General features: G+C 39.3%; 23 protein-coding genes and 4 tRNA genes. 1 reads left to right on the top strand and 26 read right to left on the bottom strand.

The genetic code is table 11. The features are described from left to right. Positions 1-93: 93 nt before the first annotated feature. The 14 genes from coaA to HCX62_RS03225 all read right to left on the bottom strand — a co-directional run bounded on the left by coaA (position 94) and on the right by HCX62_RS03225 (position 15,182). Complete coding sequence (gene coaA, locus HCX62_RS03290; RefSeq protein WP_185502492.1) at positions 94-1,014, bottom strand: type I pantothenate kinase; 921 nt, start codon at positions 1,012-1,014, stop codon at positions 94-96. An 88-nt stretch (positions 1,015-1,102) separates the two neighbouring features. Further along, a complete protein-coding gene (locus HCX62_RS03285) occupies positions 1,103-1,942 on the bottom strand; it encodes a TIGR03943 family putative permease subunit (RefSeq protein WP_185480223.1) in 840 nt (279 codons plus the stop codon). 18 nt (positions 1,943-1,960) lie between these two features. Then, positions 1,961-3,001 carry a permease gene (locus tag HCX62_RS03280; protein WP_185637007.1) on the bottom strand — a complete coding sequence of 347 codons (1,041 nt, stop codon included), beginning with the start codon at positions 2,999-3,001 and terminating at the stop codon, positions 1,961-1,963. Positions 3,002-3,122: 121 nt separating this feature from the next. Continuing rightward, positions 3,123-4,694, bottom strand: a complete 1,572-nt coding sequence (locus tag HCX62_RS03275) for a Vga family ABC-F type ribosomal protection protein (protein ID WP_185637006.1) — start codon at positions 4,692-4,694, stop codon at positions 3,123-3,125. A gap of 291 nt (positions 4,695-4,985) precedes the next feature. Beyond that, positions 4,986-6,884 (bottom strand): BglG family transcription antiterminator, encoded by a 1,899-nt coding sequence (locus HCX62_RS03270; protein WP_185637005.1) that lies wholly within the window; start codon positions 6,882-6,884, stop codon positions 4,986-4,988. A 76-nt stretch (positions 6,885-6,960) separates the two neighbouring features. Further along, complete coding sequence (locus HCX62_RS03265; RefSeq protein ID WP_185637004.1) at positions 6,961-8,412, bottom strand: glycoside hydrolase family 1 protein; 1,452 nt, start codon at positions 8,410-8,412, stop codon at positions 6,961-6,963. An 11-nt stretch (positions 8,413-8,423) separates the two neighbouring features. Further along, on the bottom strand, positions 8,424-8,774 hold the full coding sequence (locus HCX62_RS03260) for a PTS sugar transporter subunit IIA (protein ID WP_185637003.1): 351 nt from the start codon (positions 8,772-8,774) through the stop codon (positions 8,424-8,426). Positions 8,775-8,788: 14 nt separating this feature from the next. After that, positions 8,789-10,057, bottom strand: coding sequence for a PTS sugar transporter subunit IIC (locus HCX62_RS03255; RefSeq protein ID WP_185637002.1), 1,269 nt, complete (start codon positions 10,055-10,057; stop codon positions 8,789-8,791). A 4-nt stretch (positions 10,058-10,061) separates the two neighbouring features. Further along, positions 10,062-10,367 (bottom strand): PTS sugar transporter subunit IIB, encoded by a 306-nt coding sequence (locus HCX62_RS03250; protein WP_003732400.1) that lies wholly within the window; start codon positions 10,365-10,367, stop codon positions 10,062-10,064. 142 nt (positions 10,368-10,509) lie between these two features. Continuing rightward, positions 10,510-11,976, bottom strand: coding sequence for an NAD-dependent succinate-semialdehyde dehydrogenase (locus tag HCX62_RS03245; RefSeq protein WP_185637001.1), 1,467 nt, complete (start codon positions 11,974-11,976; stop codon positions 10,510-10,512). A gap of 202 nt (positions 11,977-12,178) precedes the next feature. Further along, complete coding sequence (locus HCX62_RS03240) at positions 12,179-12,991, bottom strand: formate/nitrite transporter family protein (protein WP_003721480.1); 813 nt, start codon at positions 12,989-12,991, stop codon at positions 12,179-12,181. Between the two features lie 115 nt (positions 12,992-13,106). Beyond that, positions 13,107-13,610 (bottom strand): effector binding domain-containing protein, encoded by a 504-nt coding sequence (locus HCX62_RS03235; protein ID WP_185637000.1) that lies wholly within the window; start codon positions 13,608-13,610, stop codon positions 13,107-13,109. A gap of 73 nt (positions 13,611-13,683) precedes the next feature. Further along, entirely contained in the window at positions 13,684-14,787 is a 1,104-nt protein-coding gene (locus tag HCX62_RS03230; protein WP_185636999.1) for a DUF1648 domain-containing protein, read from the bottom strand. A 2-nt stretch (positions 14,788-14,789) separates the two neighbouring features. Further along, positions 14,790-15,182, bottom strand: a complete 393-nt coding sequence (locus HCX62_RS03225) for a GntR family transcriptional regulator (RefSeq protein WP_008947292.1) — start codon at positions 15,180-15,182, stop codon at positions 14,790-14,792. Positions 15,183-15,322: 140 nt separating this feature from the next. Here HCX62_RS03225 and HCX62_RS03220 point away from each other — a divergent pair, with 140 nt between their 5' ends. Next, positions 15,323-16,459: an AI-2E family transporter gene (locus tag HCX62_RS03220; RefSeq protein ID WP_185636998.1), complete on the top strand. Its 1,137-nt coding sequence runs from the start codon at positions 15,323-15,325 to the stop codon at positions 16,457-16,459. 42 nt (positions 16,460-16,501) lie between these two features. Here HCX62_RS03220 and HCX62_RS03215 read toward each other — a convergent pair whose 3' ends face one another. The 12 genes from HCX62_RS03215 to HCX62_RS03160 all read right to left on the bottom strand — a co-directional run bounded on the left by HCX62_RS03215 (position 16,502) and on the right by HCX62_RS03160 (position 23,775). Then, positions 16,502-17,176 (bottom strand): histidine phosphatase family protein, encoded by a 675-nt coding sequence (locus HCX62_RS03215; RefSeq protein WP_008947290.1) that lies wholly within the window; start codon positions 17,174-17,176, stop codon positions 16,502-16,504. 28 nt (positions 17,177-17,204) lie between these two features. After that, a complete protein-coding gene (gene gorA / locus HCX62_RS03210; RefSeq protein ID WP_185636997.1) occupies positions 17,205-18,554 on the bottom strand; it encodes a glutathione-disulfide reductase in 1,350 nt (449 codons plus the stop codon). A gap of 35 nt (positions 18,555-18,589) precedes the next feature. Next, positions 18,590-19,087: a tyrosine phosphatase family protein gene (locus tag HCX62_RS03205; protein WP_008947288.1), complete on the bottom strand. Its 498-nt coding sequence runs from the start codon at positions 19,085-19,087 to the stop codon at positions 18,590-18,592. Between the two features lie 133 nt (positions 19,088-19,220). After that, positions 19,221-19,895 (bottom strand): YdeI/OmpD-associated family protein, encoded by a 675-nt coding sequence (locus HCX62_RS03200; RefSeq protein ID WP_185636996.1) that lies wholly within the window; start codon positions 19,893-19,895, stop codon positions 19,221-19,223. 116 nt (positions 19,896-20,011) lie between these two features. Further along, positions 20,012-20,392 (bottom strand): OsmC family protein, encoded by a 381-nt coding sequence (locus tag HCX62_RS03195; RefSeq protein WP_185636995.1) that lies wholly within the window; start codon positions 20,390-20,392, stop codon positions 20,012-20,014. Between the two features lie 126 nt (positions 20,393-20,518). Beyond that, a tRNA-Asp gene (locus HCX62_RS03190) sits at positions 20,519-20,591 on the bottom strand. A 26-nt stretch (positions 20,592-20,617) separates the two neighbouring features. Continuing rightward, positions 20,618-20,689 (bottom strand) — tRNA-Glu (locus HCX62_RS03185). A 197-nt stretch (positions 20,690-20,886) separates the two neighbouring features. Beyond that, positions 20,887-21,600 (bottom strand): GntR family transcriptional regulator, encoded by a 714-nt coding sequence (locus HCX62_RS03180; protein WP_185636994.1) that lies wholly within the window; start codon positions 21,598-21,600, stop codon positions 20,887-20,889. Positions 21,601-21,680: 80 nt separating this feature from the next. Further along, a complete protein-coding gene (gene celB / locus HCX62_RS03175) occupies positions 21,681-22,967 on the bottom strand; it encodes a PTS cellobiose transporter subunit IIC (RefSeq protein WP_069892032.1) in 1,287 nt (428 codons plus the stop codon). A gap of 141 nt (positions 22,968-23,108) precedes the next feature. Further along, the gene (locus tag HCX62_RS03170) at positions 23,109-23,501 is read right to left on the bottom strand and encodes an iron chaperone (RefSeq protein ID WP_185636993.1); all 393 of its coding nucleotides are present in this window, start codon (positions 23,499-23,501) and stop codon (positions 23,109-23,111) included. Between the two features lie 110 nt (positions 23,502-23,611). Continuing rightward, a tRNA-Ser gene (locus HCX62_RS03165) sits at positions 23,612-23,699 on the bottom strand. Positions 23,700-23,702: 3 nt separating this feature from the next. Next, a tRNA-Asn gene (locus HCX62_RS03160) sits at positions 23,703-23,775 on the bottom strand. Between the last annotated feature and the right edge of the window lie 24 nt (positions 23,776-23,799).

The following is a 23,799-nucleotide window of genomic DNA, read 5'->3' as shown; positions in this document are numbered from 1 at the left end:
TGAGTGATTACTCACTTCCCATTGTACTCCGATTTTCTCTAATGTAAAGAAAAAACCGAACGCAGCAAGAAGTTTCCTTCTTTCTGCATTCGGTTATTTGCGTAAATAAATATCTGAAATGAGGTGATCTGTGCCTTTGTGAAGCACTAGGTCCGCTCGGTATTTTGTTTTCTCAATGTTTTCTTTTAAGTTGACTCCGTTGATTGTATCCCAAACACCCAGTGCAAAAGTTTCGGCTTCTTGTTTGCTGATTTTGGTATATGGATGGAAATAGGAGCTTTCGTCTTGGAAAGCTGTTTCGCGAAGCATGAAGAAACGTTCTAAGTACCATTTCTTAATGTCAGCTTCATTGGCATCCATGTAAACGGAGAAATCAAAGAAGTCACTTGGAAATAGGCTCTCGTGTTGGTCGGCTTGGAGGACGTTGATTCCTTCAATAATCACGATATCCGGATTATGCATCATCCGCGTTTCTTCTAAAACATCATAGGTGAAATGCGAATAAAGTGGCACTTCGACGTCTTCTTTATTAGCTTTTAAGTCTGTTAAAAACTTGGCAAAACGGTCACGGTCATAACTTTCTGGAAAGCCTTTTTTATCCATGATGCCGCGCTCTTCTAAGACTTTGTTCGGATAGAGAAAGCCATCTGTTGTTACAAGCTCAACTTGTCTTGTTTTGGAGAACCAGCGATCGAGCATTAATTTAAAAACCCGCGCGGTTGTACTTTTCCCAACAGCCACACTTCCAGCTAAAGCAATGATAAACGGGGCACGCGATTCTTTTTTCTTTAAGTATTCCATTTTTTCGCCATGAATAAAAATCGCTTCATGGTATTGAATCGCAATTAGTTTTATTAGTGGTAAATAGATTTCAGAGATATCTTGTAAAGAAATTCGGTCGTTTAAACCACGTATTTCTTCTAGTTCCTCTGCAGTTAATATTTGGTCCTTACTCACTTCCAGCTTGCGCCATTCTTCTCGTTGGAAATGAAAGTAGTGGTTGTAATCATTCATTCAATGTTCCATCCTTTTATTCATTCGTGAAAACGTAAACAGCTTTATTTAAGGATAACGCAAGCTGCATAAATCCGCAAGTAGCGATTTAATATTTACGATAGACATAAACTGATTTTGGTTTTGCTACTTCTTTATAGCTTTCTACTTGCACAGATGGAATATTCATTTTAAAAGGTGAATAGTATTCTTGGGTGATGGTTCCTTTTACAGTAAGCCATGTATCGTTTTTCAAATCGGTTTTTTCGGGCATTTGAACGAGCATTCCGAACACACCTGAATCGGCAACACAGTGAATAATTCCAAAGCGGAACAAGAATAGGTTATTATCTTTGGTGACATCATCATTATAAACAAACCCAGTAAATTCGATTTGTTTGCCAGTAAACTCGCCTGGATAATTGTAGAGGATTTCCATCGTCATTAAATAATTACTGTCATTGACTTTGATGGGATTTTGATCGATGATTTCGGCTTTTTCTTTCGCCATCATTTTTTCATAATCAGTTTCTCCAAAATAGCCACTCGTATCTGGTCGTAAAAATTGATTTTGGGCGTATGGGTCATCTCCAGCAGCGTTGTTTTTTGGGAAATGAAATCCTTTAGCAGAAACAATCGTTGAATCAAGGGTTGCGACTGGGAAAAGAAAACCAGCGATTAAAGCGTAGGAAAGTAAACCGTACACCATGATTTTTTTCCAAATAGTATTTTCGCCGTCATGGGTATGCCCCATATGTTCTGTTTTCGCACCAATATCTTCATCGCGAAAAACCATAATTAGCTGAATAATCGCGAGTAAAAATGCGGCAATCATTGCGGAAAAAGATAAATAAGCGTATTTCATATTAATATATTTACTGATATCACCAGAAATATGTAACTGCATCAAATAAAAACCAAATCCAAATAAAATAAATACGCGAAACATCTGCTCACCTACTTTCGGTTAAATTACTAGGGCGTATAGAAAGACAACAATCGTTACACTAGTAACAATTAATAAGACAAATTTTGCTTTAAATGCTCCTAACATCATCATTAAATTTTTAATATCGAGCATCGGGCCAAACACTAAAAATGCAACGATGGATTGCGTGGAGAATACGCTACGGAAAGAGGCGCCAATAAAGGCATCTGCTTCGGAGCATAGCGATAATACAAAGGCAAGAACCATCATGAGTAAAATGGATAAAATCGGACCGTGCCCAATGGAAACGAGTGTGGATGTTTTAATGTATGTTTGCATCGCAGCGGCAATTAATGCTCCAAAAACGAGGTATTTTCCGACTGAAAAGAATTCGTCCACGGCATGTTGTACGGTATGCCAGATTTTTTGGCTTAATGTCATTTTTGCATGTGTGTGCTCTTCGCCGTGATGATGGTGCTCATGATCTGTATGCGCTACTTCTGCCGGAGCCGCTTCAGTTGTTACTACTTGAAAATTAGTTGTGGTACTTTCTGTAGGGCCGCCAGCAAGTGCTAGGTTTCCCGCTGGAACGGCGACTTTTTCACTTGCTGCTTCATATTTTAAAAAGCGATCTTTGAGTCCAGTTCCTTTATATAAATAAGCGATAATATTTCCAACAACGAGCGCTACGACCAAGCTTCCGGCAACACGTAACAGCGGAACTTCCCAGGTGCTTCCAAAGGCGACATAAGTGGAAAATAATACTACTGGATTAATAATCGGCGCTGTGAGCATGAAGGCAATTCCGGCGTGAAGCGGCACACCTTTTGCAAGTAAATTACGAACGATAGGAACAATGCCACATTCGCAGGAAGGAAAAAATATACCAATAAGCGAGCCGACAATAACGGCTAGAAATTTGTTTTTGGGGATAACTCGAGCAATGAATTGTTCTGATATAAACATTTGAATAAAGCCGGCAATGAATACTCCAATTAACACAAACGGCAGTGCCTCAATCAAAATCGAAATAAAAATGGTATTCATTTGTAGGAATGAATCCGGTAGATGACTAAACATGGGATTCCTTCTTTCTGTACTCTTTTTAATAACTATTTGATTCTAAGCCTATCTTTTGCAGAAATCAAGTAAAAGACAAATGACTATATTTTTTATTTTGCTTGAATAAAAAGACAACAATTTAACTAAATTGTTGTCTTTTTGTGATAATTTCTTGGTAATCTTGTTCGAGCATTGCCTTTTCAGCCGGCTTTAAATTCGGTTGCATTAGCTTCGCGGCTATTTCGGACATGCGCATTTCTAAAATCAATTTATCTTCTTCTGAGATACGGCTCGGAGTCTTACTTTCTTCGTATTCCTCGTACGTCATGCGGTGGAAAGTCATTTGGTTGTTTTCGATGGCGAGCACCTCTTCTGCCACTTGCTTTACAAAGGTTCGATCATGCGAAACAAAAAGGACTGTTCCAGTGAATTGTTTGATTAATGTTTCTAGCGCTTCCATTGCATAAATATCCAAGTAATTGGTTGGTTCATCAAGGATTAGGAAATTGGCGTCGCTAACTAAGAGCATGCTGAGAAGTAACTTCACTCGTTCCCCGCCAGAGAGCATGCGCACTTCTTTATGCAAATCGCTTTCTTTAAAATGCATGCTGCCAAGTACTTCCCTATTCACTTGTTTGGTTTGAACGCTCATATCTGTCATGTTTTCTAAAAGGGCTTTCGTTTCATCTAGACCTTTGAGTTCTTGATCAAAATAGGCGATTTTAGCTTGTGGGTTCGTTGCCAAATTTGGGTTTCCTTGGATTATTTCTCTTAAAAAGCTCGTTTTCCCACTCGCATTTTCGCCGATGAGTGCTACTTTGTCACCCGCTTTGATAGAAAAAGCTTTTGTTTCAAAAAGTTTACGCCCGGCGATTTCGTAGGTTGTTTCTTTCGCGCTTAGTATTGTATTGCCTTTTTTGATTAAGCGATTTTCTGGGGTGATGATTTTAATTGGCTTTGTTGTATGCGGTTTTTCGATATTGCCGAGTCGTTCAATTCGTTTTTCTAAGGCTTTGATTGTGCTATGTTGTTTCTTTTGTTGGGTGCCTTTTCCAGCTTTAAAGGCGCTGGCTTCTTTGTTGTTTAGACGTTTTCCGGGTTTAACAATCCGCCCGGCTTCGATTTCGTGATAGTTTTGGGATGCTTGTAGTTGTTTCTTTTTGTTTTTAAATTCTTTGTAAGCGAGTTCGGCTTGGTTTGCTTGTTGCTCTTTTTGTTCTAAAAAGGCGTGATAATTTCCTTTGTACACGTGGATTTTTTGATTTTCAATTCCCCATATTTCTGTGCAAAGTGCATCTAAAAAGGCGCGGTCATGCGAGATAATCATTAATGCTCCATGAAAATCGCTCCACTGACGTTCTAAATGCTGCACGCTTTCGACATCTAGGTTGCTCGTTGGTTCGTCTGCTAGGAGAACGCTTGGATTTTGACGCATCGCCTGTTGGATGGCTTTTCTTGTTTTTTCACCGCCACTTTTGGTGGTTGTATCTGTGGGTAATTGTTTGATATAGGCAAGTTTGCCATGCGTGGTGATCATCCCAGCCGCGGCTTCTTGTCTGCCAGCAATTACTTCCATTAGGGTTGTTTTCCCTAAACCATTTTGGCCGATGATGCCAATTCGTGCTTTTTTATCGACTAGTAAATGAGGGATTTCGACTAAAATTCTATCCCCTACTTCTATTTTTAATTGATTAATTTCGATTATAGACATAAAAAATAACCTCCTGAATATTTTCAGAGAGGAATCCGCGAAGCTACGCCAAAAAAGGCTTAGAGCTAGAGTTATCATGCGAAATGAACATACGAATCCCGTCCGAAAAAATAGTTTCTATCCGAGAAATGGATAGCTTTCTTCATTTTTTCATATAGTACAGGATTAGAATTTCATTGGCTTAAGATAACACTCCTTTTCATTTGATAGTTTCATTATAGCGCAATTTCATTGTTACTTCAACCGAAATAAGCCGTGTAGTTTGAAATACACGGCCTAGTTGGTGACAATTTATTCACTTTCTTCAATCATCATTTTTAGTTTTTGGATGAACTCTTCGAAGCTTTCTGCCATGGATAATCGTTTGGCGTTGATTGGTTCGGATACAATTTCTACAAATTTCTCAAAAAAATCGTTAAATTCATTGGCATCTTTTTTACTGATGGCGACGAGGGCGATTATTTTCACTTTCACATCGTTCCAGTAAATTGGTTCTTGTAGCGTCATTATCGAAACGCCGCTCCGGAGTGCATCGTTTTTGATGGAATGAGGGATAGCGATGCCTGACGGGAAACTGGTCGGTGCCATTTGTTCTCTTTTTTCCACTTTTTCTTTAAAATTGCTTGTGACGAAGGCTTGTTTTTCCATTTTAGAAACCATTTGTTCTCTGATTTTTGCGGGTGTGAGTTCTGAGGGGTCGATTTGATTGGCGTAGAGATCGCGGACAATGTAATGATCAATTTGTTGTCCGAGTAAGTTGTTTTCGATGATTTTTTTCTTTGTTTGGATGCGGCTCGTGATTTTTTTGATGTCCTTTGTCGTTAGTAATGGGTGAATAAAAATGGATCCCGCTTTTTCAAGGGCAACATCTCGGTTCGTCGTTAAAATAATATCGAAATCTTCTTCGCTCGCCTCATTTTCAATCACTTTTATGGTTGCTTCATTTTCGAATAATGCTCGTAGTTTTTTTAGCATGTTGGTTTTTAAATCGTGGTAATCATCCACTAAAATTCCGATTTCAAGGCGAATATAATCACGGTTTTCACTTTCTAAAAAAGAGCCGATATGCAGTGCTATAAAGGAAATTTCGTCTTCGTTAAAGTCGATTGCTAGCTTTTCTTGTAGTAGTGACGAAATGTAAACGGCGATATCAAATGTTACCGGATAGGAAGTTTTAATATCCAGTAAACTTAAATTTCTCGTATAAGCTTTGTAGCGCGAGCGGTAGTATAAACTTTGAATATGGATAGCTAGTTTGATAAAAAGCTGCTCATTTTGCAGGTCAATCAGGTAGGTTTCTTCCACATTCGTGAGGACGATTTTAAGTGCTTCAATGATTTTTTTATCGACAAATTGGTCTAACTCGGCTTGATTGGCGTTGGCAGATTGTTCATTTTGTAGGCCGACGTAAAGTAGCCCTAATTGTTTTGTTTCTGCTTCTGAAAAATGAATTTGGTATTCTTCGGAAAGAATTTCGGCAATTTTCTTCGAGATTTCGTATTCTTTGGAGTGTTTTTGAATGAGTGATTTTTGTGTTTCGATGAGGGTGTTTCCTTGTTGAATTCGAACGATGCTGATTGCGTAATGCAGCACGATATTCATCATCGAGTATTGGTTGGTTGTAATCGATTCGTTTGCTAGGACTTCTTTGACAATGCTTTGTAGTTTGTCGATGGAAACAAATTCAATCATTTCTTGGATGTGGTTTTTGATGCTCTCGCGGTAGCCGCCTTCTTCATACAGTAAGGAAATCATGTATTTTCTTTTGGCGCGTTCTTTGCCGATTAGTTTTACTTGGTTTTTATCGATGATGATTTGGACATCCGCTTCTTTCAGTTCATTTTTTAATTGTTGAATGTCTTTTTTTAAAGTGACTTCTGAAATAAATAGAATATCTGCGAGGTCGAATAAATCAACGCCTTTTGTAGAGTTTTTAATTAATGCTAGTAAAAGTTTGGACTTTCGTTCTGCGGCATCACTTTCTGTTGGAACATCCAAATGGATACTAGGATTGATTTGATAGCCTTGTTTGGCGGATTTGATTAAACCCGGTGTTGCTTCATTTATTTTGTAAATGTTGTTGCGAATGGTGCGTGTTGTACACTCGCAAAAATCTGCTAACTCATTGGAGGTAACCCATTTATTTTCCTGTTTATGCAAATAAGCTAGTATTTCTTTTTGCGTATCCATTTCCTGCTACCCCCTATAGATATACCGAAAACCAGTTGTATTAGCTATCCACTACCACAACTGGCTCCCTGTTACATTAAGCTTCTAAGTCTTCCCCATTAGACTCTATTACTTTTTTATACCATGAAAAGCTATCTTTTTTAATTCTTTTGCCTGTGCCGTTTCCTTCGTTATCTAAATCAACGTAAATGAAACCGTATCTTTTTTCCATTTGCGCGGAAGAACAGCTGACGATATCAATCGGTCCCCAAGCGCAATATGCAATCACTTCTACGCCGTCATACATTGCGCGTTTCATTTCTTTTAGATGGGCGGATAAGTAATCAATTCGGTAATCGTCATGGATTTCGCCATCTTCTAACTTGTCATACATTCCAAATCCATTTTCGGCGATGATAATTGGCTTATGGTATCTATCCCAGTATTGTGACAACGCGTTATATAGTCCTTTTGGATCAACTGCCCAGCCCCACGGATTGGCTCTTAGATGTGGGTTTGGTGTAATTGATGCTGGATCTAAGTCGTTTTTCTTGGAATCTACCATTTGCGAATAATAATAGGAAAGCGCAAGATAGTCCATTGTATTTTTTTGCAAAATGGCTTTGTCTTCGTCTGTGATTTCAATGTTAATATTATTTTCGGCAAAATAGTTAAGCGCATATTGTGGATATTCGCCTTGGAACTGCACGTCTGCGAAGAAATATTCCATCCGATTGCGTTTCATTGCGAGCACGATATCATCTGGATCACATGAGAAAGGATAAGCCGTACAATCAGCCAGCATCGTGCCAATCATTAAATCAGGGTTCAGTGCTTTTCCGTATTCGTAAATTTTTGCACTGGCAACAAATTGGTTGTGGACTGCTTGGTAGGTTGCAGATAAATAATCATCGACTGCATCATATGGAATGGCTGTTGAGTTGAATGGTTCAAATTGGATTAAATTAATTTGGTTAATGACAATCCAATATTTCACTTTTTTGTTGTAGCGGTCTAGTACGATTTTGCCGTATTTCTCAAATAAATCAATGACTTTGCGATTATGCCAACCTCCGTAGTTTAAAACAATTTCAACTGGAGTTTCGTAATGTAAAATCGTAATGATCGGCTCCATGCCAAGCTCGATAATTTTGTCGATTAATTGGTCATAATATTTTAAGCCTGCTTCATTTGGTTCTTCTTCTTCGCCAGTCGGGAAAATTCGTGTCCAGTCTAGCGAAGTTCGGAATGTTTTAAAGCCCATTTCAGCAAGTAACGCCAAATCTTCTGGATAGGTATGATAAAAATCAATGCCGTGGCGTTTTGGATAATAGTTTACTTTATCTTCTATGCTTGCTTTAATATCTGCTAAACTTACTCCTTTATGTTGTTCTTCGCTAATTTCATCGTTTGTTTTACCTTTGTGGTACTTGTGTAAATCTGCTAGGCTAATTCCTTTTCCATCTACTTGAAATGCTCCTTCTGCTTGGTTAGCGGCAATTGCTCCACCCCACAAGAAGTCTTTCGGGAATTGATAATTTTCAAACATGCTTATACCTCCTATTTTTTCGTAAGTTCGGTCATTTTCTTGAATAAACGCAGCATATGCTCACCGATTAATATTTCACTTTTGGCTGTCATGAGCGTATCTTGTGCGTGACAGAATAGTGTGGAATAACGGATTTGGTTGCCGGATGCTTCTAATTGCAGTGTATCTGTTTGCAGACTATGTGCGATCACCATTTCTTTTTTTGCGGAGGCAATGGATTCCTCGGCTTCACTAAATTCTAATTTCTCTAAATGATTCAGCCCTTTCACTAAATCATTTCTGGCGTTTCCTGCATGGATTAAAATATTCATCGATAGTTCATTTAAACTATCTGTTTCTTCAACATAGTCTTGCTCTGACATGTTAGTTCCTCCAATCAATTTGTTACCATTTCTTTATCTGCTTCCACTGCATCTAGTTTTTCTTGTTTAAGTAGTGAGTTATCGTATGCTTTGAAGAATGGTAGGTATACGAGCCATGTGATGACGATAATCGCTAAACAAGCAATGATAGCGCGGAAGTCTTGTGTTGCTAAGTAGGACGTTACTGGGTAAGGCATGTACCATAGCAAGAACGATTGTGTGGGAATGCTTACTAAGTTCATCGACATAACGAAATAGGCGATGCTTGGTACTAGGAAAGCGTTAATCCACGTCGGAATCATTAAGTATGGATTGAAAGCAATGGGTGCCCCGAAGAATAGTGGTTCATTGATATTAAAAATCGATGGGACAATGACTGCTTTTCCGATTGCTTTGAGTTGTAGAGATTTGCTTAAAATGAGCATCATAATTGATAGTGATAGTGTCGTGCCCACCCCGCCGATTGAAATTAATGCGTATACTGTTTCTTGTGTTGCAATGTTTGATGCACTTGCGCCATTTGCTACGGCTTGTGAGTTTTCCGCGAGCCCAGCCATGTACACTGGATAAATCGCTGGCATCATCACCCACCCAGAAATCCCGAATGTATAAAGGAAAGCAGGAATGAAGACCGAAAGCACAAATCCTGGATACGATTGTACAATTGAAGCGAGTGGGCTAAATACCGCGACAATCACTTCAAAGAAATCAATATTAAATTGAACGGTAATTAACCAACCAACGATTAAAATAAAGGTAATTGGCAGTAAGCTGTTAAACCATCCGACAACGAAATCTGGAATCGGCGTATCTTCACTGAAAAACGAACGCTTCGCAGCAAAGTTCATCACACAACCAACAAATAATCCGGTTGTGATTGATAAGAACATCCCTGTAGCTCCAAATCTAGATAAAATGAAAACCGCATCGCCTTCTGCTGAAATGGTTGGAAATAGTAGCATTAAAAATAATACAAGTCCAGTTGCCCCAGAAATCAATTTTTGACTACTATTGCCTTTTTTCTCCATAAGATAGTACGGGATTAAAAATGCTACAACTAAACCGAACATCCCAAACGAAAAATTGCTTATCATCGAAAAATCAGGCATGCCGGGGAATAAATTTTTAAGTAATGAAACGATGGTGACTAAAGAACCGACAAAAACGAGCGGAAGCGCAGACATAATTGCATCTTGAATTGCTGATACCCAAGGATTTTTAACAACTTTATTTACTTTTGGAGCAAATTTATTTGTCATAAAATCCATCACTTTGTTGTTCATCGTTTTATCCCTCCATATTTAAAATGAGATCAAGTGCTTTTTCGCCGTTAAGTGTGCCGTATGTTGCTTGTGGAATGATGGATACTAGCACATCTTTATCGGCAACTTTTTGTTTTAAATCATCTAACATATAAGCCAAATGTGGCCCGATTAATAGGTAATCAATTTCATTTATTCTTTCATCAATTTGTGACTCACTTGCTGCTTTCACGGTTACTTGCTCACCGCGTTTTTTTGCTGCTTTTCTAATTGCCGCTGCCATAAATCCACTTGAAGCCCCTGACCCACAAATAAGTAAAATGTTTTTCATTTTGTATCCTCCCTTTCCTTAACTTACTTTTATTATATAAATGACTGAATCCGCTTACAAATATACTTTTTTCCTACTGGTAGGAAAGTGCGCAAAAAAGAACCCCTCCGCCTGCCGCGAAGGAGTTCCTTATTAGTGAATTTTAATCACGATATTTTAAGTTGATGAATTTCACTTGGATGTATTCTTCCATTCCGAAATGACCATTTTCACGACCAAAGCCAGAATGTTTTACGCCGCCGAATGGAGTTTCTGGGTTAGAAATGGCAATTTCATTTGCGCCAACCATTCCGTATTCTAGGGCTGCGCCAACTTTTTCTACGCGGGCTAAATCTTTTGTATAGAAGTAAGATGCAAGGCCAAATTCGCTATCATTTGCCATTTTGATTGCTTCATCTTCTGTTTCAAAAGTGATAAGCGGGATAACTGGGCCAAATGTTTCTTCATAGAAAATGTCCATTTCTTGGGTAACATTATCTAAGACAGTTGGTTTGTAGAAGTTTCCTTTGTCATATTCGGAACCTGTTAAACGACCGCCGCCAGTAAGGACTTTTGCGCCTTTGTCAGTGGCATTTTTTAGTTGTTTATCGATTTTATCAATTGCATCTTCGCGGATAAGTGGACCGACATTCACATCGTCTAATCCGTTGCCGACTTTTAATTGTTCTACTTTAGCGACTAGGGCTTTAGTGAATTTTTCTTTAATTTCTTTAGCAACGAAAATCCGGTTTGGCGAGACGCACACTTGACCGTTGTTGCGGAATTTTGCTGTGACTAAATCATTTACGGCTGCATCAAGGTTGGCATCGTCAAATACGATAAATGGCGCATGTCCACCCAGTTCGAGCGAAAGTTTTTTCAAGGTGTCAGCTGATTGTTTAAATAGCGTTTGACCGACTTTAGTGGAACCGGTAAAGGTTAATTTGCGGACATCATCGCTATTTGTCAACGCTTCGCCGATTTCTTTCGAGCTACCCATGACGATATTCGCCACACCTTTTGGCAAGCCTGCTTCTTCAAAAATTCCAAAGATTGCGAGAGCCGAAAGTGGTGTGTCGCCAGAAGGTTTTAGCACGATTGTATTACCAGTTGCCAGTGCCGGAGCGAGTTTCCGTGTTACCATGCCACCTGGGAAATTCCACGGGGTAATCGCAGCTACAACGCCAATTGGTTGTTTTTTAACGATAAAAGCATGATTGTTTGGGGCTGGAATTGTTTCGCCATATAATCTTCTTGCCTCCCCAGCGGCAAATCGGAAGTTTTCAGCGCCAATCAAGACTTCTCCTTTTGATTCTTTTAGCGGTTTACCTTGTTCCAGTGTCATGATTTTTGCTAATGTATCTGCTTTTTCTTCCATTAAATCAGCAATTTTGTGTAATAATTTGACGCGATCTGCTAGCTCCATTTTTTCCCAGTCAGGAAAGGCATCTTTCGCGGCTTTAATCGCTTGGTTCGTTTCGTTCGGTCCCGCTTGGGCAATTTTTGCAATTACTTCGCCAGTTGCCGGGTTGACGATATCTTTCGTTTCCTTATTATCTCCATTTATCCATTTTCCATTTATAAATAATTTTGTTTGAACTTTTGGTAATGCTGTTTCTTTAATACTCAAAAATACCACTCCTCCATCAAATTTTCTGCCGACGCTTCGTGCTGCTTATATTAGTGTTTTCCACAAATAAAAAAAGCTAATCAGGATTTTAAGCAAACGGCTTCTGAAAAAAGTGATTCTATCCCGGCATGATAGGAATGAGAAAGTATTTAAATTTTTTATAAAAAAAGCTAGTTACACGGAATGCAACTAGCTTTTACGTTTAATTTTCTTCAATTGGTTGATGAATTTCTTCTTTTACTTTTTTTGGTGCGTTTTTCTTATAGGCAAGGAAGTAGAATAGGCTGACGAACACTGCTCCGCCGACGACATTTCCTAAGTATACTGGGATGACGTTCCAAATAAAATCTGCCCATGAATAGTATCCAGCGAAAATCGCGGCTGGAATGATAAACATGTTGGCGACAACGTGCTGGAATCCAATTGCGACAAAGGCCATTACCGGGAACCAAATGCCGAGAATTTTGCCAGCGAAATCTTTGGCCGCGTAACAAAGCCAAACAGCAATTCCTACAAACCAGTTACAACCAATACCGGAAACAAAAGCAACCCAGAAAGGATCGTTAATTTTTGCACCAGCTGTTGCGAGGGTTTTTGGTAAGAAATCGCCTTCTGTTAAGCCGACGAAATGTCCAAAGAAATAAGCGACGAAAAAGGCGCCTACTAAGTTCATTACGGACACAATGGCCCAGTTTCTAAGAAGTTGTTGGAAGGAAATCTTTTTGTCGTACCAAGCAATCGCTACGGCCATCATGTTGCCAGTGATTAGTTCTCCTCCACCTAGCAAGATACAAACAAGTCCAACTGGAAACAAACTTGCTCCAATTAGCGTTGCAAAACTTCCCCATTCGTGAGGCATTGTTCCTACTGCACGTATGTATAATAAGTAACCAAGCGATATAAAAGCCCCACCCAAAAATCCTAGTAAAACGAGCGTTAATGTACTGGAATTTGCTTTTTGGGTCCCTTTCTCAATCGTAATCTCTGTTACTTCCTGCGGGCTGTAATATCCCACATGAATCCCTTCCTTCTTGTTAAAATAATCACAAAATAGCGTTCTTATTATAGCACACTCAAAAACAGCTTGCTAGTATAAAAAAGCCCAGAACAAAAGTCCCAGGCACACGCGTTTACGTATAAAGTTCTTTAACAACAGGAATTCTAATTTCGATATTTGCCTTCTCACTCTCGTCTATCGTATACAGTTCCAATTTGAATGGTAATGGATCAAAGACGGGATTGTTTGCTGTAATGTATGGCTTGTAGTTCTTCGCTTGAATCGCTCTGGCAATTTCTTCGTAGCTTTCGATTATGTCAGTACCTGAGATATGCTCGGCAACAAAATACGTATGAGCCGGCACTTCAATCCACTCTAGCGGTTCTTTTAAATTAGGATATTTTTGTTCTACGGGAATGACCGAATAATGCGTTATCCCATCTTCTATATTATGGACAGAAATACCATAAAACGTTTTTTGTTCGGAAAAATCAGCTAGTTCTTGCGCAAGTTTGAGCATTTCTTTGAAGGCGCTTCTAATTTCTGTGTGCAAGGCTTCTGTTTTAAGACCTTCGCGGACGAATGCAATACCAGTAAATCCTTCCCATTCCTCTAGTCGCTTTAACCTAATCGCCATGATTATCTACTCCTTTAAAAAGCATCTCACCAAGACCTGCATAACATATGGTAAATACCCCACTCCGAACAAGTTAAAACAAGACGCTAATTAAAATGATAACAGCAATAATAATGACAAAAGATAACCAAGCAACCGGACGAGCAGTATTAATCGTCCAACCAATCCCAAAGCGTTTTTCTACAAATAAAGCTGGATCGTTTCGGTTAAAATAAATAACGCCCGCTTTCCAAAACGCATCATCATCGCGAATTGGTTTATTCACACCATCCGGCTCATCTGCAAATTTAAGTCTGCTGCCACCTTGCCCTACTTTAACAGCAAGTAACACGGTACCAAATAGAATCAACACAACCGTAATAATCGTAGCTGTTAGCATCCATTCAGCCGGCAATGACAGCAACGTAACTACTTGCATCACAAGGAAATCAAGTACCATAATCGTACACATGATTAACATCGCTTTACTAGAAATCTGTCTAAATAACATATTCCGTTTTAGCGAATCTGCCGGGTTTTCATTTTCTACGGTTTGTTTGCTTCTGGCTATGACGAAATTAATAAAGATAAAAAGCACAATCATCCCTAGTTGCATCATAGGTAAAAGTAGCGCAACTCTAGGTGATTTGCTGACTGTATCCGTCACCGCCCCACTCATATCAAAATGAATCGGGAATGCTTCTGGGGCTACAGGATAAAAAACGACGGTAATTGCTAGCGTAATAATAAATATAAGGAACGGCACCACAAACCACGTATAGGAGATAACCATTTTTCTGCGATGAAAACTAGTATCTACCATAATGATGGAATTGGTCGAAATTTCTCCCGCCTCTATCTTGTCTCTCTTCCACTGTAAAGTTGTTTGGTGGAAACGGTAATAAATAATAAAAGATACAATTAATTGGCCAAACATGGAGGCGATAAAAATACCTGCTTGGATATTCTCGCTGGAATGAAAGCCTTGAATGAGTGCGATACCAATGATTGCAACGAAAGAAGTCCACAGAACTACTTGCCCCACGTATTGTTTTTTTAATCGCGTCAATTCCGCATTTCGGTTTGCACGTTCGCCAACATTGACACCAAAACATTCTGATTTTCTAATTACAAAAGGGGTGATTGCTTGCAGTGAAATGATTGCAATACTAACAAAAATATAACTGATGATTTCCATCTCTACTCCACTCTCCGTCCATGCATTTCGTCAAAAATCGCTTTACTTACTTCTAACCACTTCTCTTCGGTGACGCCACGAACAACAGATTCAGCGATGAGCGGTCTTAGTTTCGTTTGTAATTTCGCAAAAAACAGCTCATCTGCCTTTGCTACCCCGTCCGGATGAATAACCACACCTTTTTGACGGTGAATTTGAATAAATCCCTCTTGCTTTAAAATTTGATAGGCTTTATTTACGGTATGAAAATTAATGCCAATATCCGCGCCAAGACTTCGAACAGAAGGTAATTTATCTCCTGGTAAAAGTTCCCGTTTTGCCATACCTTCGATGATTTGATTACATATTTGTGTATAAATCGGCTCGTCTGATTGAAGGTCAATCGCGAGTAACATAAAACCACCTCTTCTTCAACTGTTATATATATTGTATAACACATATACTTTTACGTCAACGGTATTAATTCAGTGGCTATTTAAAGCAGTTAATGGTACTATAAAAATTATCAATAAGGTTTTAGAAAGAAGGGAAAAATTTGAAGTTTTCACGTTTTCGAGATAGCAAATTATTTTTTTGGACCATCGAAATATTAGCAGTGGTCGCGATTTTGTTCGTACTATTGCAAATGAAGTACATATTTTCTCCAGTCGGCATCATCGTTTCGACGCTATTTATGCCAATTTTAGTAGCAGGATTTCTATTCTATTTATTTAATCCGCTCGTGTTATTTTTAGAAAAAAGAAAAGTGCCAAGGCTTCTGAGTGTTATTTTGATTTTCATTGCCTTTATCGTACTTGTCGTGTTAGCGGTAATGCAACTGGGACCAACACTTGCAGACCAAGTCACTGAATTAGCCAAAGCTATTCCAGGCTACTGGCAAGATTTCGAGAAATGGTTACAAAGCTTCTCCAATAACCCAGCGTTCCAAGGGGTGGACATAAAAGAAGAGCTTTCGAAACTAAATATCTCCTTACCAAAAATCATGTCTGTTGTCGTAGATGGTGTTGCTTCTAGTTTTGGAGCGATTGTCTCCTTCGTTTCTGGTTTTGTAATGATCCTTGTAACTGTACCGTTTATCGTCTTTTATATGTTTAAAGATGGTCATAAGTTCGTTGAATCCTCTGGTAAATTTTTCCCGGCTGGTATTCGTTCTGAAGCAAAACAAATTATTAAAGAAATGAACAAAACAATCTCTACTTACATTAGTTCGCAAGCAATTGATTGTATGTTTGTTGGTTTATTTACTTTTATTGGGTATTTAATTATTGGTCAACCTTATGCGCTACTTTTCGGGTTCATTGCTGGTGCGACAAATATTATTCCTTACCTTGGACCTTTCATTGGAGCTGCTCCCGCGGTTATCGTGGCGCTATTTACTTCTCCAGTCCAAGCATTACTAGTTATTGTTGTTGTAACGATTGTTCAACAAATCGACTCTAACTTACTTTCTCCATATATTATGGGTAAATCATTATCTATTCACCCACTAACTATTATCATTATCTTAATTGTTGCTGGAAACTTAGCAGGAATTTTCGGAATGATCTTAGGTGTTCCACTTTACGCAGTTGTGAAAACAATTATTGTTAACGTTAATCGTTTAATTAAATTGCGGCGAGGTCAGCTGGCGATTGATAATAATCTTCCTGACCCGGATACACCGAAAGAATAAAAAAACGAGCTTTGGGAAACTAATTCCTAAAGCTCGTTTTTTCTATGCTTTTTTAAAATGAGAAGTGTCATTTAAACGTTCTAATTTGAATAAGCCGTTTTCGTAGGCTAATACGGTAACACTCGCATTGTCCAAGATGACTGCTTCGTCCATCGATGGTTCTAGTTCATGGACGATGTTACGAATAGTATTTCCGTGAGCGACGATAAGGACGTTCCCGCCAGTTTCACGGTGACGATTGATAACGTGTAAGAAACCTTGTTCTACGCGAGTCCAAAATGTCATGAAATCTTCCGCATCTCCGGTTGGATCAGCAGCTTTCGTACCGTTCATTGTTTCGCGCACATCGGCTTTTTTGAATAGCTCTTCTTGGTTTGCATATCCCATGTGATGCGCAATTTCGTTCCATGCTACATCGCCTTTTTCGCCTTCGTAGGAACCGAAGAATGTTTCCCGAAATTCGCTCAGTGGTTCTAGCGTTAAACCAAATGCGTGTTTATTTTCTTTAAGTAAGTGTCCCGCTGTTGCGATTGTGCGGTGTAAGTCGCTTGAATAGGCTGCAACGAACTCTGTTTCCGCCAGTCCACGACCACTTTCTTTCACTACTTCAATGCCTTCTGGTGTGAGCGGCGTATCAGCCCAACCTTGCATACGTAAATTTTTATTTAAGTAGGTTTGACCATGTCTTACAAAATAAAGTGATAATTTTTTTCCCATTGCGTACTTCCTCCTCCATCGTTGTTTTCTATTTCATTGTAACAAATTCTTCGGATCCTGTTGGGTGGATAGCGACTGTGTTGTCGAAATCGGCTTTTGTTGCGCCCATATTAATCGCAACTGCGAATCCTTGAATCATTTCATCCACGCCGTAACCAATCCCGTGCAAGCCGATGACGCGCTCTGTCTTACCTTCACATATTAGCTTCATCCGACAAGGTTCGCGGTGGTCTGTGATGGCTGTGTACATCGAGGTAAAGCTAGAAGTGTACACTTTGATATTTTCTTTGCCGTATTTTTCGATTGCTTCCGGTTCTGTTAATCCGACCGTTCCGATAGCTGGATGGCTAAATACAACGGTTGGAATGTTTTCATAGTTTAAATGAGCATCTGTTTTATTGTTAAAAAGGCGTTCTGACAAGCGGCGGCCAGCAGCGATAGCGACCGGGGTTAATTCGTAATGACCCGTTACATCACCAACTGCATAAATTCCTTCTACATTAGTATTTTGGAATTTATCTACAGCGATATGTCCGCTTTCTAAGAGTTTTACGCCCGCTTTTTCGATTTGAAGTCCTTTGATAACTGGCTTACGTCCAATTGCCCAAATAAGCGTATCGACCGTTTCTGTGCGACCATCTTCTAAGCTTAACGTTAAACTGCCATCTGAATTTTTTTCGACTTTTTGAGGAACCGCATGTTTATGCAACGTCATATCGGATTGCTCGATAATTTCGGTTAATGTATCGGTTAAAAGTGGATCGAAATTCCTTAGTGGCGCATGTTTCCGGACGAATAAATGCGTTTCTGAGCCAAGTTGTTGTAATACGCCAGCAAGTTCAACTGCAATGTAGCCCGCGCCAACAACCGCCACTTTTTTAGGTAGTTCTTTTAATGCGAAAAAGCCATCTGATGTGATACCGTATTCTGTGCCTGGAATGGAAGGAAGTGCTGGTTCACCGCCAGTTGCAATTAAAATATGATCCGCTGTCACTAATTCGCCGTTCACGCGCAATGTTTTTTCATCGACAAATTCGGCATAGCCTTTTATCCAATCTACGTTATTATTATCAAGACCATTTTTGTAGGAACCGCGAATGCGTTCAATATATGCTTCTCGGTTTTCGACTAATTTTTGGAAGTTAAAGCTTGCATCCACTTGGTAACCATAGGCATCTGCGTATAAATCCATTGCTTCTTTGATTTGCGCGCCGTACCACATTACTTTTTTCGGAACACAACCAACATTTACACATGTCCCACCTAAAAATTTCGGCTCAATTAATGCACATTTTGCTCCGTGCATGGCTGCGCGATTAATCGAAGCAATCCCGCCACTACCGCCACCAATCGCAATATAATCATAATGCTTCTCCATTCAAAATCTCTCCTAACATTTCTTCGTTTTCGTTTTTATAAATACGCTTCGCCCCGCATAATCGCGAGAACCCGCGGATTTGGTAAATATCGTTTAATTACTTGAAGTTTATTATATGTGTCCGTGTCCTCTAGATGTTCAGCAATCCCCATAGCAACCGCGCTACTTCGGCTGACTCCCGCGTGACAATGGACAACAATCTGCGTAAAATCTGGGTGTGCGTCCACAAAATCATAAATCAAATCGCGATGTACTTCATTAAATAGTTTCATCTCGGCCTGCTCCTTGTCACTAAGTCCCCAGTAATCATCTTCTTCGTTAATATCATTAAAATGAACGGGCAAAATAGCTTCAAAAAGTGATTCGTGTTTGAGTGGCTGATAGGTTGCGCCGACATCCGCAATACGAATAAGTAAAGTATGCTCTGAGCGCGGCTTAAACTGCACCGCTACTACTTCTGGTACGGCAATTATCCGTAAATCAAATGGATCAAAATCAATTTGGCGCCTTTCTTTGTTAATATAATTCGCCATCCTGCATGTCCCCTTTTCCAGTGCAACAAGATTTTGCTTCGTCTTATTCCCCCTCTATTCTATCACGCCTAGAGACTTTTACATAAAGAAGCAGTTTCAAACATAAAAAAAGTAACCAAATAAAATTATCTGGTTACTTTTTCCCTTGTCGGTAAAGATCTTTTGTTTTATAACCTTGGCTCAAAATATCGACCATTTCTAAACGTCTTTTTTCTTGTGTGGCTGGTTGTTTGGCAGAGTAAATATAACGCGCCCATACTCGCTGGTAGCCTGTTGCTAGATTATTATAGAAGGTTTGTAAATCGCCTTTATCTGCTAAAAATTCTGCGACTAGGGGAACGTGGTTGGCGTATTCATCTGCGGAAGGATTATTCTTTTTGACACCCTTTGCTTTTAGCTTCGTTGCTTCTTTCAGGCCAACAACCGTGTACGTTTCATCGAGCGCAACCATTCGCGTGAATTTGAGCGTGCTACCGTCGACGTAACCTTCTTCATCGGTTTTTAGCGCCGGCATGAGTTCATCGCGGTGCACGTATGTATCGAACTTTTTATTGCCTTTTTTGGGGTAGGCGAAAAATAAATAACCATCCACGGAAAGTTTATTTTCAGCAATGACTTTTTGCACGAACGTAATTAATTCTTCTAGCGTTTCAACAAAATCGAAAATTAAATCGTATTGTTTATCAGCCATTTTTTCCTCGTAATTTGTTAGATTTCGGAAATAATCCGCTCCATCTGGTTGATTTAGGATGACCGCTTCTTTATATTTAGTCAGTTGTAATTTTTCTACTATTGTTTTTTCTTCCATGTCCCAGCACCTCGTTTGTATTGTTTGGTTCCAGTATATAGCCTTCCCTCTAAGTAATCAAGCCAAACTAAACGCAAAAAAACAGACCAAGCAACAAGGCTCGGTCTACTCATCATTTATTTAAAAACAACAATCTCATTAATTTCAATCGATGGGTCTAAACTTTTCGCAACCGGGCAGGCATCTTTCACTAAATGCACCGCTTTTTCCGCTTTTGTTTGATTGCTTTTATCCACTAAATCAACTGTAAAAGTAACATTAATTTTCGTCAAAACATGCACGGCGCTTTCTTGGTCTTGCTCATAGTCCGTGTGAATGCTTAAATCATTTATTTCAATTCGTTTTTTCTCAAGTAATGTTTGATATACGTATCCGCTACAAGCCGCTACAGCAGCCACAGTTATTTGAACTGGAGAAAAACCTTCTTCTTTGATTAATGTCCAGTTTCCACTTGGATGTACAAGTTCTAATACTTTCCCATTTTTCACTAAATCCATGATTAATTCCTCCAATTTAATTCTTACAATTCTTATATGAATAATAAGATTATAGCTCAAATAAAAAGCCATGTCCAATTTCCCGTACGAAAAAAAGAATCCAAGTAAACTTGGATTCTTTTTGAGCGGTCCCGACGGGATTTGAACCCGCGATCTCCTGCGTGACAGGCAGGCATGTTAACCCCTACACCACGGAACCATATGTATAGAAAATGAATAAAAAAGTGACCCGTACGGGATTCGAACCCGTGTTACCGCCGTGAAAGGGCGGTGTCTTAACCGCTTGACCAACGGGCCAGATAAAAAACGAAAAATGAATATATATTCAATTGAATTCATTTCTCTTACACCAGCTTTTTTATTATAACATAATCTGAGTGACTGTCAACGGCTTTTTCTAATTTTATTTACAAATTTTTTATCGAACGCTTTTTATGCATTTTTACTAGGATAAAACAAAGTCAGCAATACTTTTTGGGCATGCTGACTTTATTTCATTTTTCCCGGTGGTCAACCATAATAAAACTTCTCGTATCATAGCGATGTCTTGAGCGAGAATACTCGACTGGTCTGCCATCTTTTAAGTACACTACTTGCTCTACTTCAAGCACTGGGTCGTGTTCCCCGCACGCTAAATATTCTTGGTCATATTCAGATGGCTTATCGGCATTAATTTTCCGAAATGCACCGCTTAGCACGAGCCCTAGTGAATCTTGTAAATAAGCATAAATCGAATGATGTAAAATCTCTTTCGTTAGGCCAGGAACTAAATCTGCCGGCATTGTTGTATGCTCCAGCACGTATGGCTCACCATCTAACAAGCGTAATCGAATCAATTTATACACTGGTTGGTCTGCTTTAATTAAAAGTTGTTCTTGTGTTTTTTCATCTGGGAAAGCAATATCGAATGCAATAATTTTACTCGAAATTCGATTGCCTCCCATCATTTTTGTTAATCCGTCATAATCCCGCAAACTCGCATCTTGCTTATTAGCTAAGGCATTTTTCATGACAAAGGTTCCCGCACCACGTTGCCTATAAACAAGTCCTTCAAGCGCCAATACGTCAAAAGCTTTTTTTATTGTCATTCTGCTACAATCATAGGTTTTGCATAAGCTCACTTGATCGGGAAGAATGGATTCTGGTGGATAAGTACCGTTGTTTATTTTTTCACGGATATCTGCTGCAATCAGTTCATACTTAACCAATTCGATCGCTCCTTTGCTTGAATTAAAAATGTCTAGCCATTTCCAATCAAATTATAGCATATCGAAAAGGAAAAGATAACTTATTTAATAGCCGCTTCCGATTCTCGGGCAATATTCGTGCGATCCACCAGTTTTAAGAACGGATACCAAATAATTAGGACGATGAAGAAATCGACCACTTGAAGCGCTCCGCCTAACCATGAGTTCGTCGCCAAGATTCCATTTATGATAATTGGCACTGTCCACGGCACCGATACACCAGTTGGCGCTGGCACAATTCCTGCAGCCATCACAAAGTAATTAAGCGTAGTTACAATGAGTGGCGCCAATATCCACGGAATTAAAATCGTCGCATTCAGCACAATCGGCATCCCGAAGAGTACCGGTTCATTGACGTTAAAAATACCAGGACCGAGCGCTAAACGACCGATTTCTTTGCTCTGTTTACTCTTCATTAGAAAAGCGAGCGCGATTACTACTGCGAGTGTCATCCCAGATCCACCCATGCCGACCGTAAATACTTCCATAAATGGTTTGGTAATAATGTGTGGTAACGGAGACCCAGCTTTATAGGCATCCAGATTTTCAAGCATTAACGTATTCCAAATCGGATCCATTACAGAGTTTACAATAATTTGACCATGTAAACCGAAGAACCACAATACTTGGACAAAGAAAAGCGCAATCAGCGTTGGGATAATTCCCGATCCTAAACCAACGAGCGGTTTTTGGATAACTGTGTACACTACATCATGTAAGTTAGTATTGAAGAAGAATTGAACGACAATGTTAATTACTAAAAAGATACTTAAAGTCAAAACGGCTGGTATTAAAGCTGCAAACGATTTGGCAACAGCTGGCGGAACCCCATCAGGCATTTTAATCGTCCAATCACGTTGCACGAAGAAACGATATAATTCCCCCGCGATAAAACCAGTAATCATCCCAATAAACATACCTTTTGCACCAAGACGATCAAGCGAAAGCGCCCCAGTAACTAGTTCCCCATTGGCACTATTAAAGAAAAATGGCGTTAAAATCAAGAAACTAGCGAGCGCCACTGCACCCCCGTAAATCGCTTCTACTTTATAATACTTCGATAACGAATAACCAATTCCAAAAACAACAAAAACCGTCATAATACTCATCGTCGCATTTTGGGCATTACCTAAATACAACTGTAAAACGGCTTTCGTTTCGTCACTCCAAAATGGCAAGTTCATCAAAACAACGGCAATCGAACCAAACATCGTCAGTGGAAACGCTAACATAAAAGCATCTCGTAAAGTCGTTAAATAGCGATTCTCTCCTAACTTTGCAGCAAGAGGCATTAATTTATCCCCCAGCAACTCCATAAATTTATTCACTGTTCTTCCCCCAAACGTATTTTTTTCTAAAAGAAAACGTTTTCTATTTATTATTATACTCATTTAATTTTAAATGTCTAGTCTTTTTAAAATAAATGACCAAACAAAAAAGCTCCCATCATTATGATGAAAGCCTCTCACTTATTTTTTCTTTTTCTTCACTAGCTTGTCTGCTGCTTTTTGTTTATTTTCAGCCAGTCGAAAAAGCGTCATTTCTTTAATTAAATCGTAAGGAACTTCTTCTTTGATTGGAAATTGTACGGCCCCTTTGGAATGTTTGTAGTTGCCTAGCTTAGATTCGAACGCCGCAATACCACTAGAAGCTGGGTAAAAACCGTAATGATTTTTCGCAACAGCAAAGTGAACTAAATTCCCTTCAAAATAAAAAGTCGGCATTTGATAGCTTATCTTCTCCGTCGCTTCCGGCGCAGCACCTTGGATAGTCTCTCTTATTTTTTGCAACACTTCTTTTGTTTCTGGTGGCGCTTGGGTAATATATTCATCAATCGTTGTAAATTCTAGTTTATTATCCATGGTCCATTCCTTTCTGAAACGTTTTTCTTATTATAGCAATTCTCTTATAAAAAAACTATTTTAGAGTATAAAAAAGGTCACCTTAAAAATTCAAGGCAACCTTTTTATTACGGAGAAGGAGGGATTTGAACCCTCGCGCCGCGCGAGCGACCTATACCCTTAGCAGGGGCACCTCTTCAGCCACTTGAGTACTTCCCCAAACTCCACAGGCAGGACTCGAACCTGCGACCGATCGGTTAACAGCCGATTGCTCTACCAACTGAGCTACTGTGGAATTATCTGACTTCCACTAGTATAC

The organism is Listeria swaminathanii, assembly GCF_014229645.1.
GTDB lineage: Bacteria > Bacillota > Bacilli > Lactobacillales > Listeriaceae > Listeria > Listeria swaminathanii.
The sequence above is the reverse complement of the archived record's forward strand: the minus strand, read 5'-3'. Positions and strand labels throughout refer to the sequence as shown.

Bases quoted from the DNA above. Each gene is read 5' to 3' on its own strand.
- coaA (WP_185502492.1), bottom strand. From the start codon at position 1,014: ATGAATGATTACAACCACTACTTTCATTTCCAACGAGAAGAATGGCGC.
- HCX62_RS03285 (WP_185480223.1), bottom strand. From the start codon at position 1,942: ATGTTTCGCGTATTTATTTTATTTGGATTTGGTTTTTATTTGATGCAG.
- HCX62_RS03280 (WP_185637007.1), bottom strand. From the start codon at position 3,001: ATGTTTAGTCATCTACCGGATTCATTCCTACAAATGAATACCATTTTT.
- HCX62_RS03275 (WP_185637006.1), bottom strand. From the start codon at position 4,694: ATGTCTATAATCGAAATTAATCAATTAAAAATAGAAGTAGGGGATAGA.
- HCX62_RS03270 (WP_185637005.1), bottom strand. From the start codon at position 6,884: ATGGATACGCAAAAAGAAATACTAGCTTATTTGCATAAACAGGAAAAT.
- HCX62_RS03265 (WP_185637004.1), bottom strand. From the start codon at position 8,412: ATGTTTGAAAATTATCAATTCCCGAAAGACTTCTTGTGGGGTGGAGCA.
- HCX62_RS03260 (WP_185637003.1), bottom strand. From the start codon at position 8,774: ATGTCAGAGCAAGACTATGTTGAAGAAACAGATAGTTTAAATGAACTA.
- HCX62_RS03255 (WP_185637002.1), bottom strand. From the start codon at position 10,057: ATGAACAACAAAGTGATGGATTTTATGACAAATAAATTTGCTCCAAAA.
- HCX62_RS03250 (WP_003732400.1), bottom strand. From the start codon at position 10,367: ATGAAAAACATTTTACTTATTTGTGGGTCAGGGGCTTCAAGTGGATTT.
- HCX62_RS03235 (WP_185637000.1), bottom strand. From the start codon at position 13,610: ATGGCGATTAGGTTAAAGCGACTAGAGGAATGGGAAGGATTTACTGGT.
- HCX62_RS03230 (WP_185636999.1), bottom strand. From the start codon at position 14,787: ATGGAAATCATCAGTTATATTTTTGTTAGTATTGCAATCATTTCACTG.
- HCX62_RS03225 (WP_008947292.1), bottom strand. From the start codon at position 15,182: ATGTTACTCGCGATTGACCTTCAATCAGACGAGCCGATTTATACACAA.
- HCX62_RS03215 (WP_008947290.1), bottom strand. From the start codon at position 17,176: ATGGGAAAAAAATTATCACTTTATTTTGTAAGACATGGTCAAACCTAC.
- gorA (WP_185636997.1), bottom strand. From the start codon at position 18,554: ATGGAGAAGCATTATGATTATATTGCGATTGGTGGCGGTAGTGGCGGG.
- HCX62_RS03205 (WP_008947288.1), bottom strand. From the start codon at position 19,087: ATGGCGAATTATATTAACAAAGAAAGGCGCCAAATTGATTTTGATCCA.
- HCX62_RS03200 (WP_185636996.1), bottom strand. From the start codon at position 19,895: ATGGAAGAAAAAACAATAGTAGAAAAATTACAACTGACTAAATATAAA.
- HCX62_RS03195 (WP_185636995.1), bottom strand. From the start codon at position 20,392: ATGGATTTAGTGAAAAATGGGAAAGTATTAGAACTTGTACATCCAAGT.
- HCX62_RS03170 (WP_185636993.1), bottom strand. From the start codon at position 23,501: ATGGATAATAAACTAGAATTTACAACGATTGATGAATATATTACCCAA.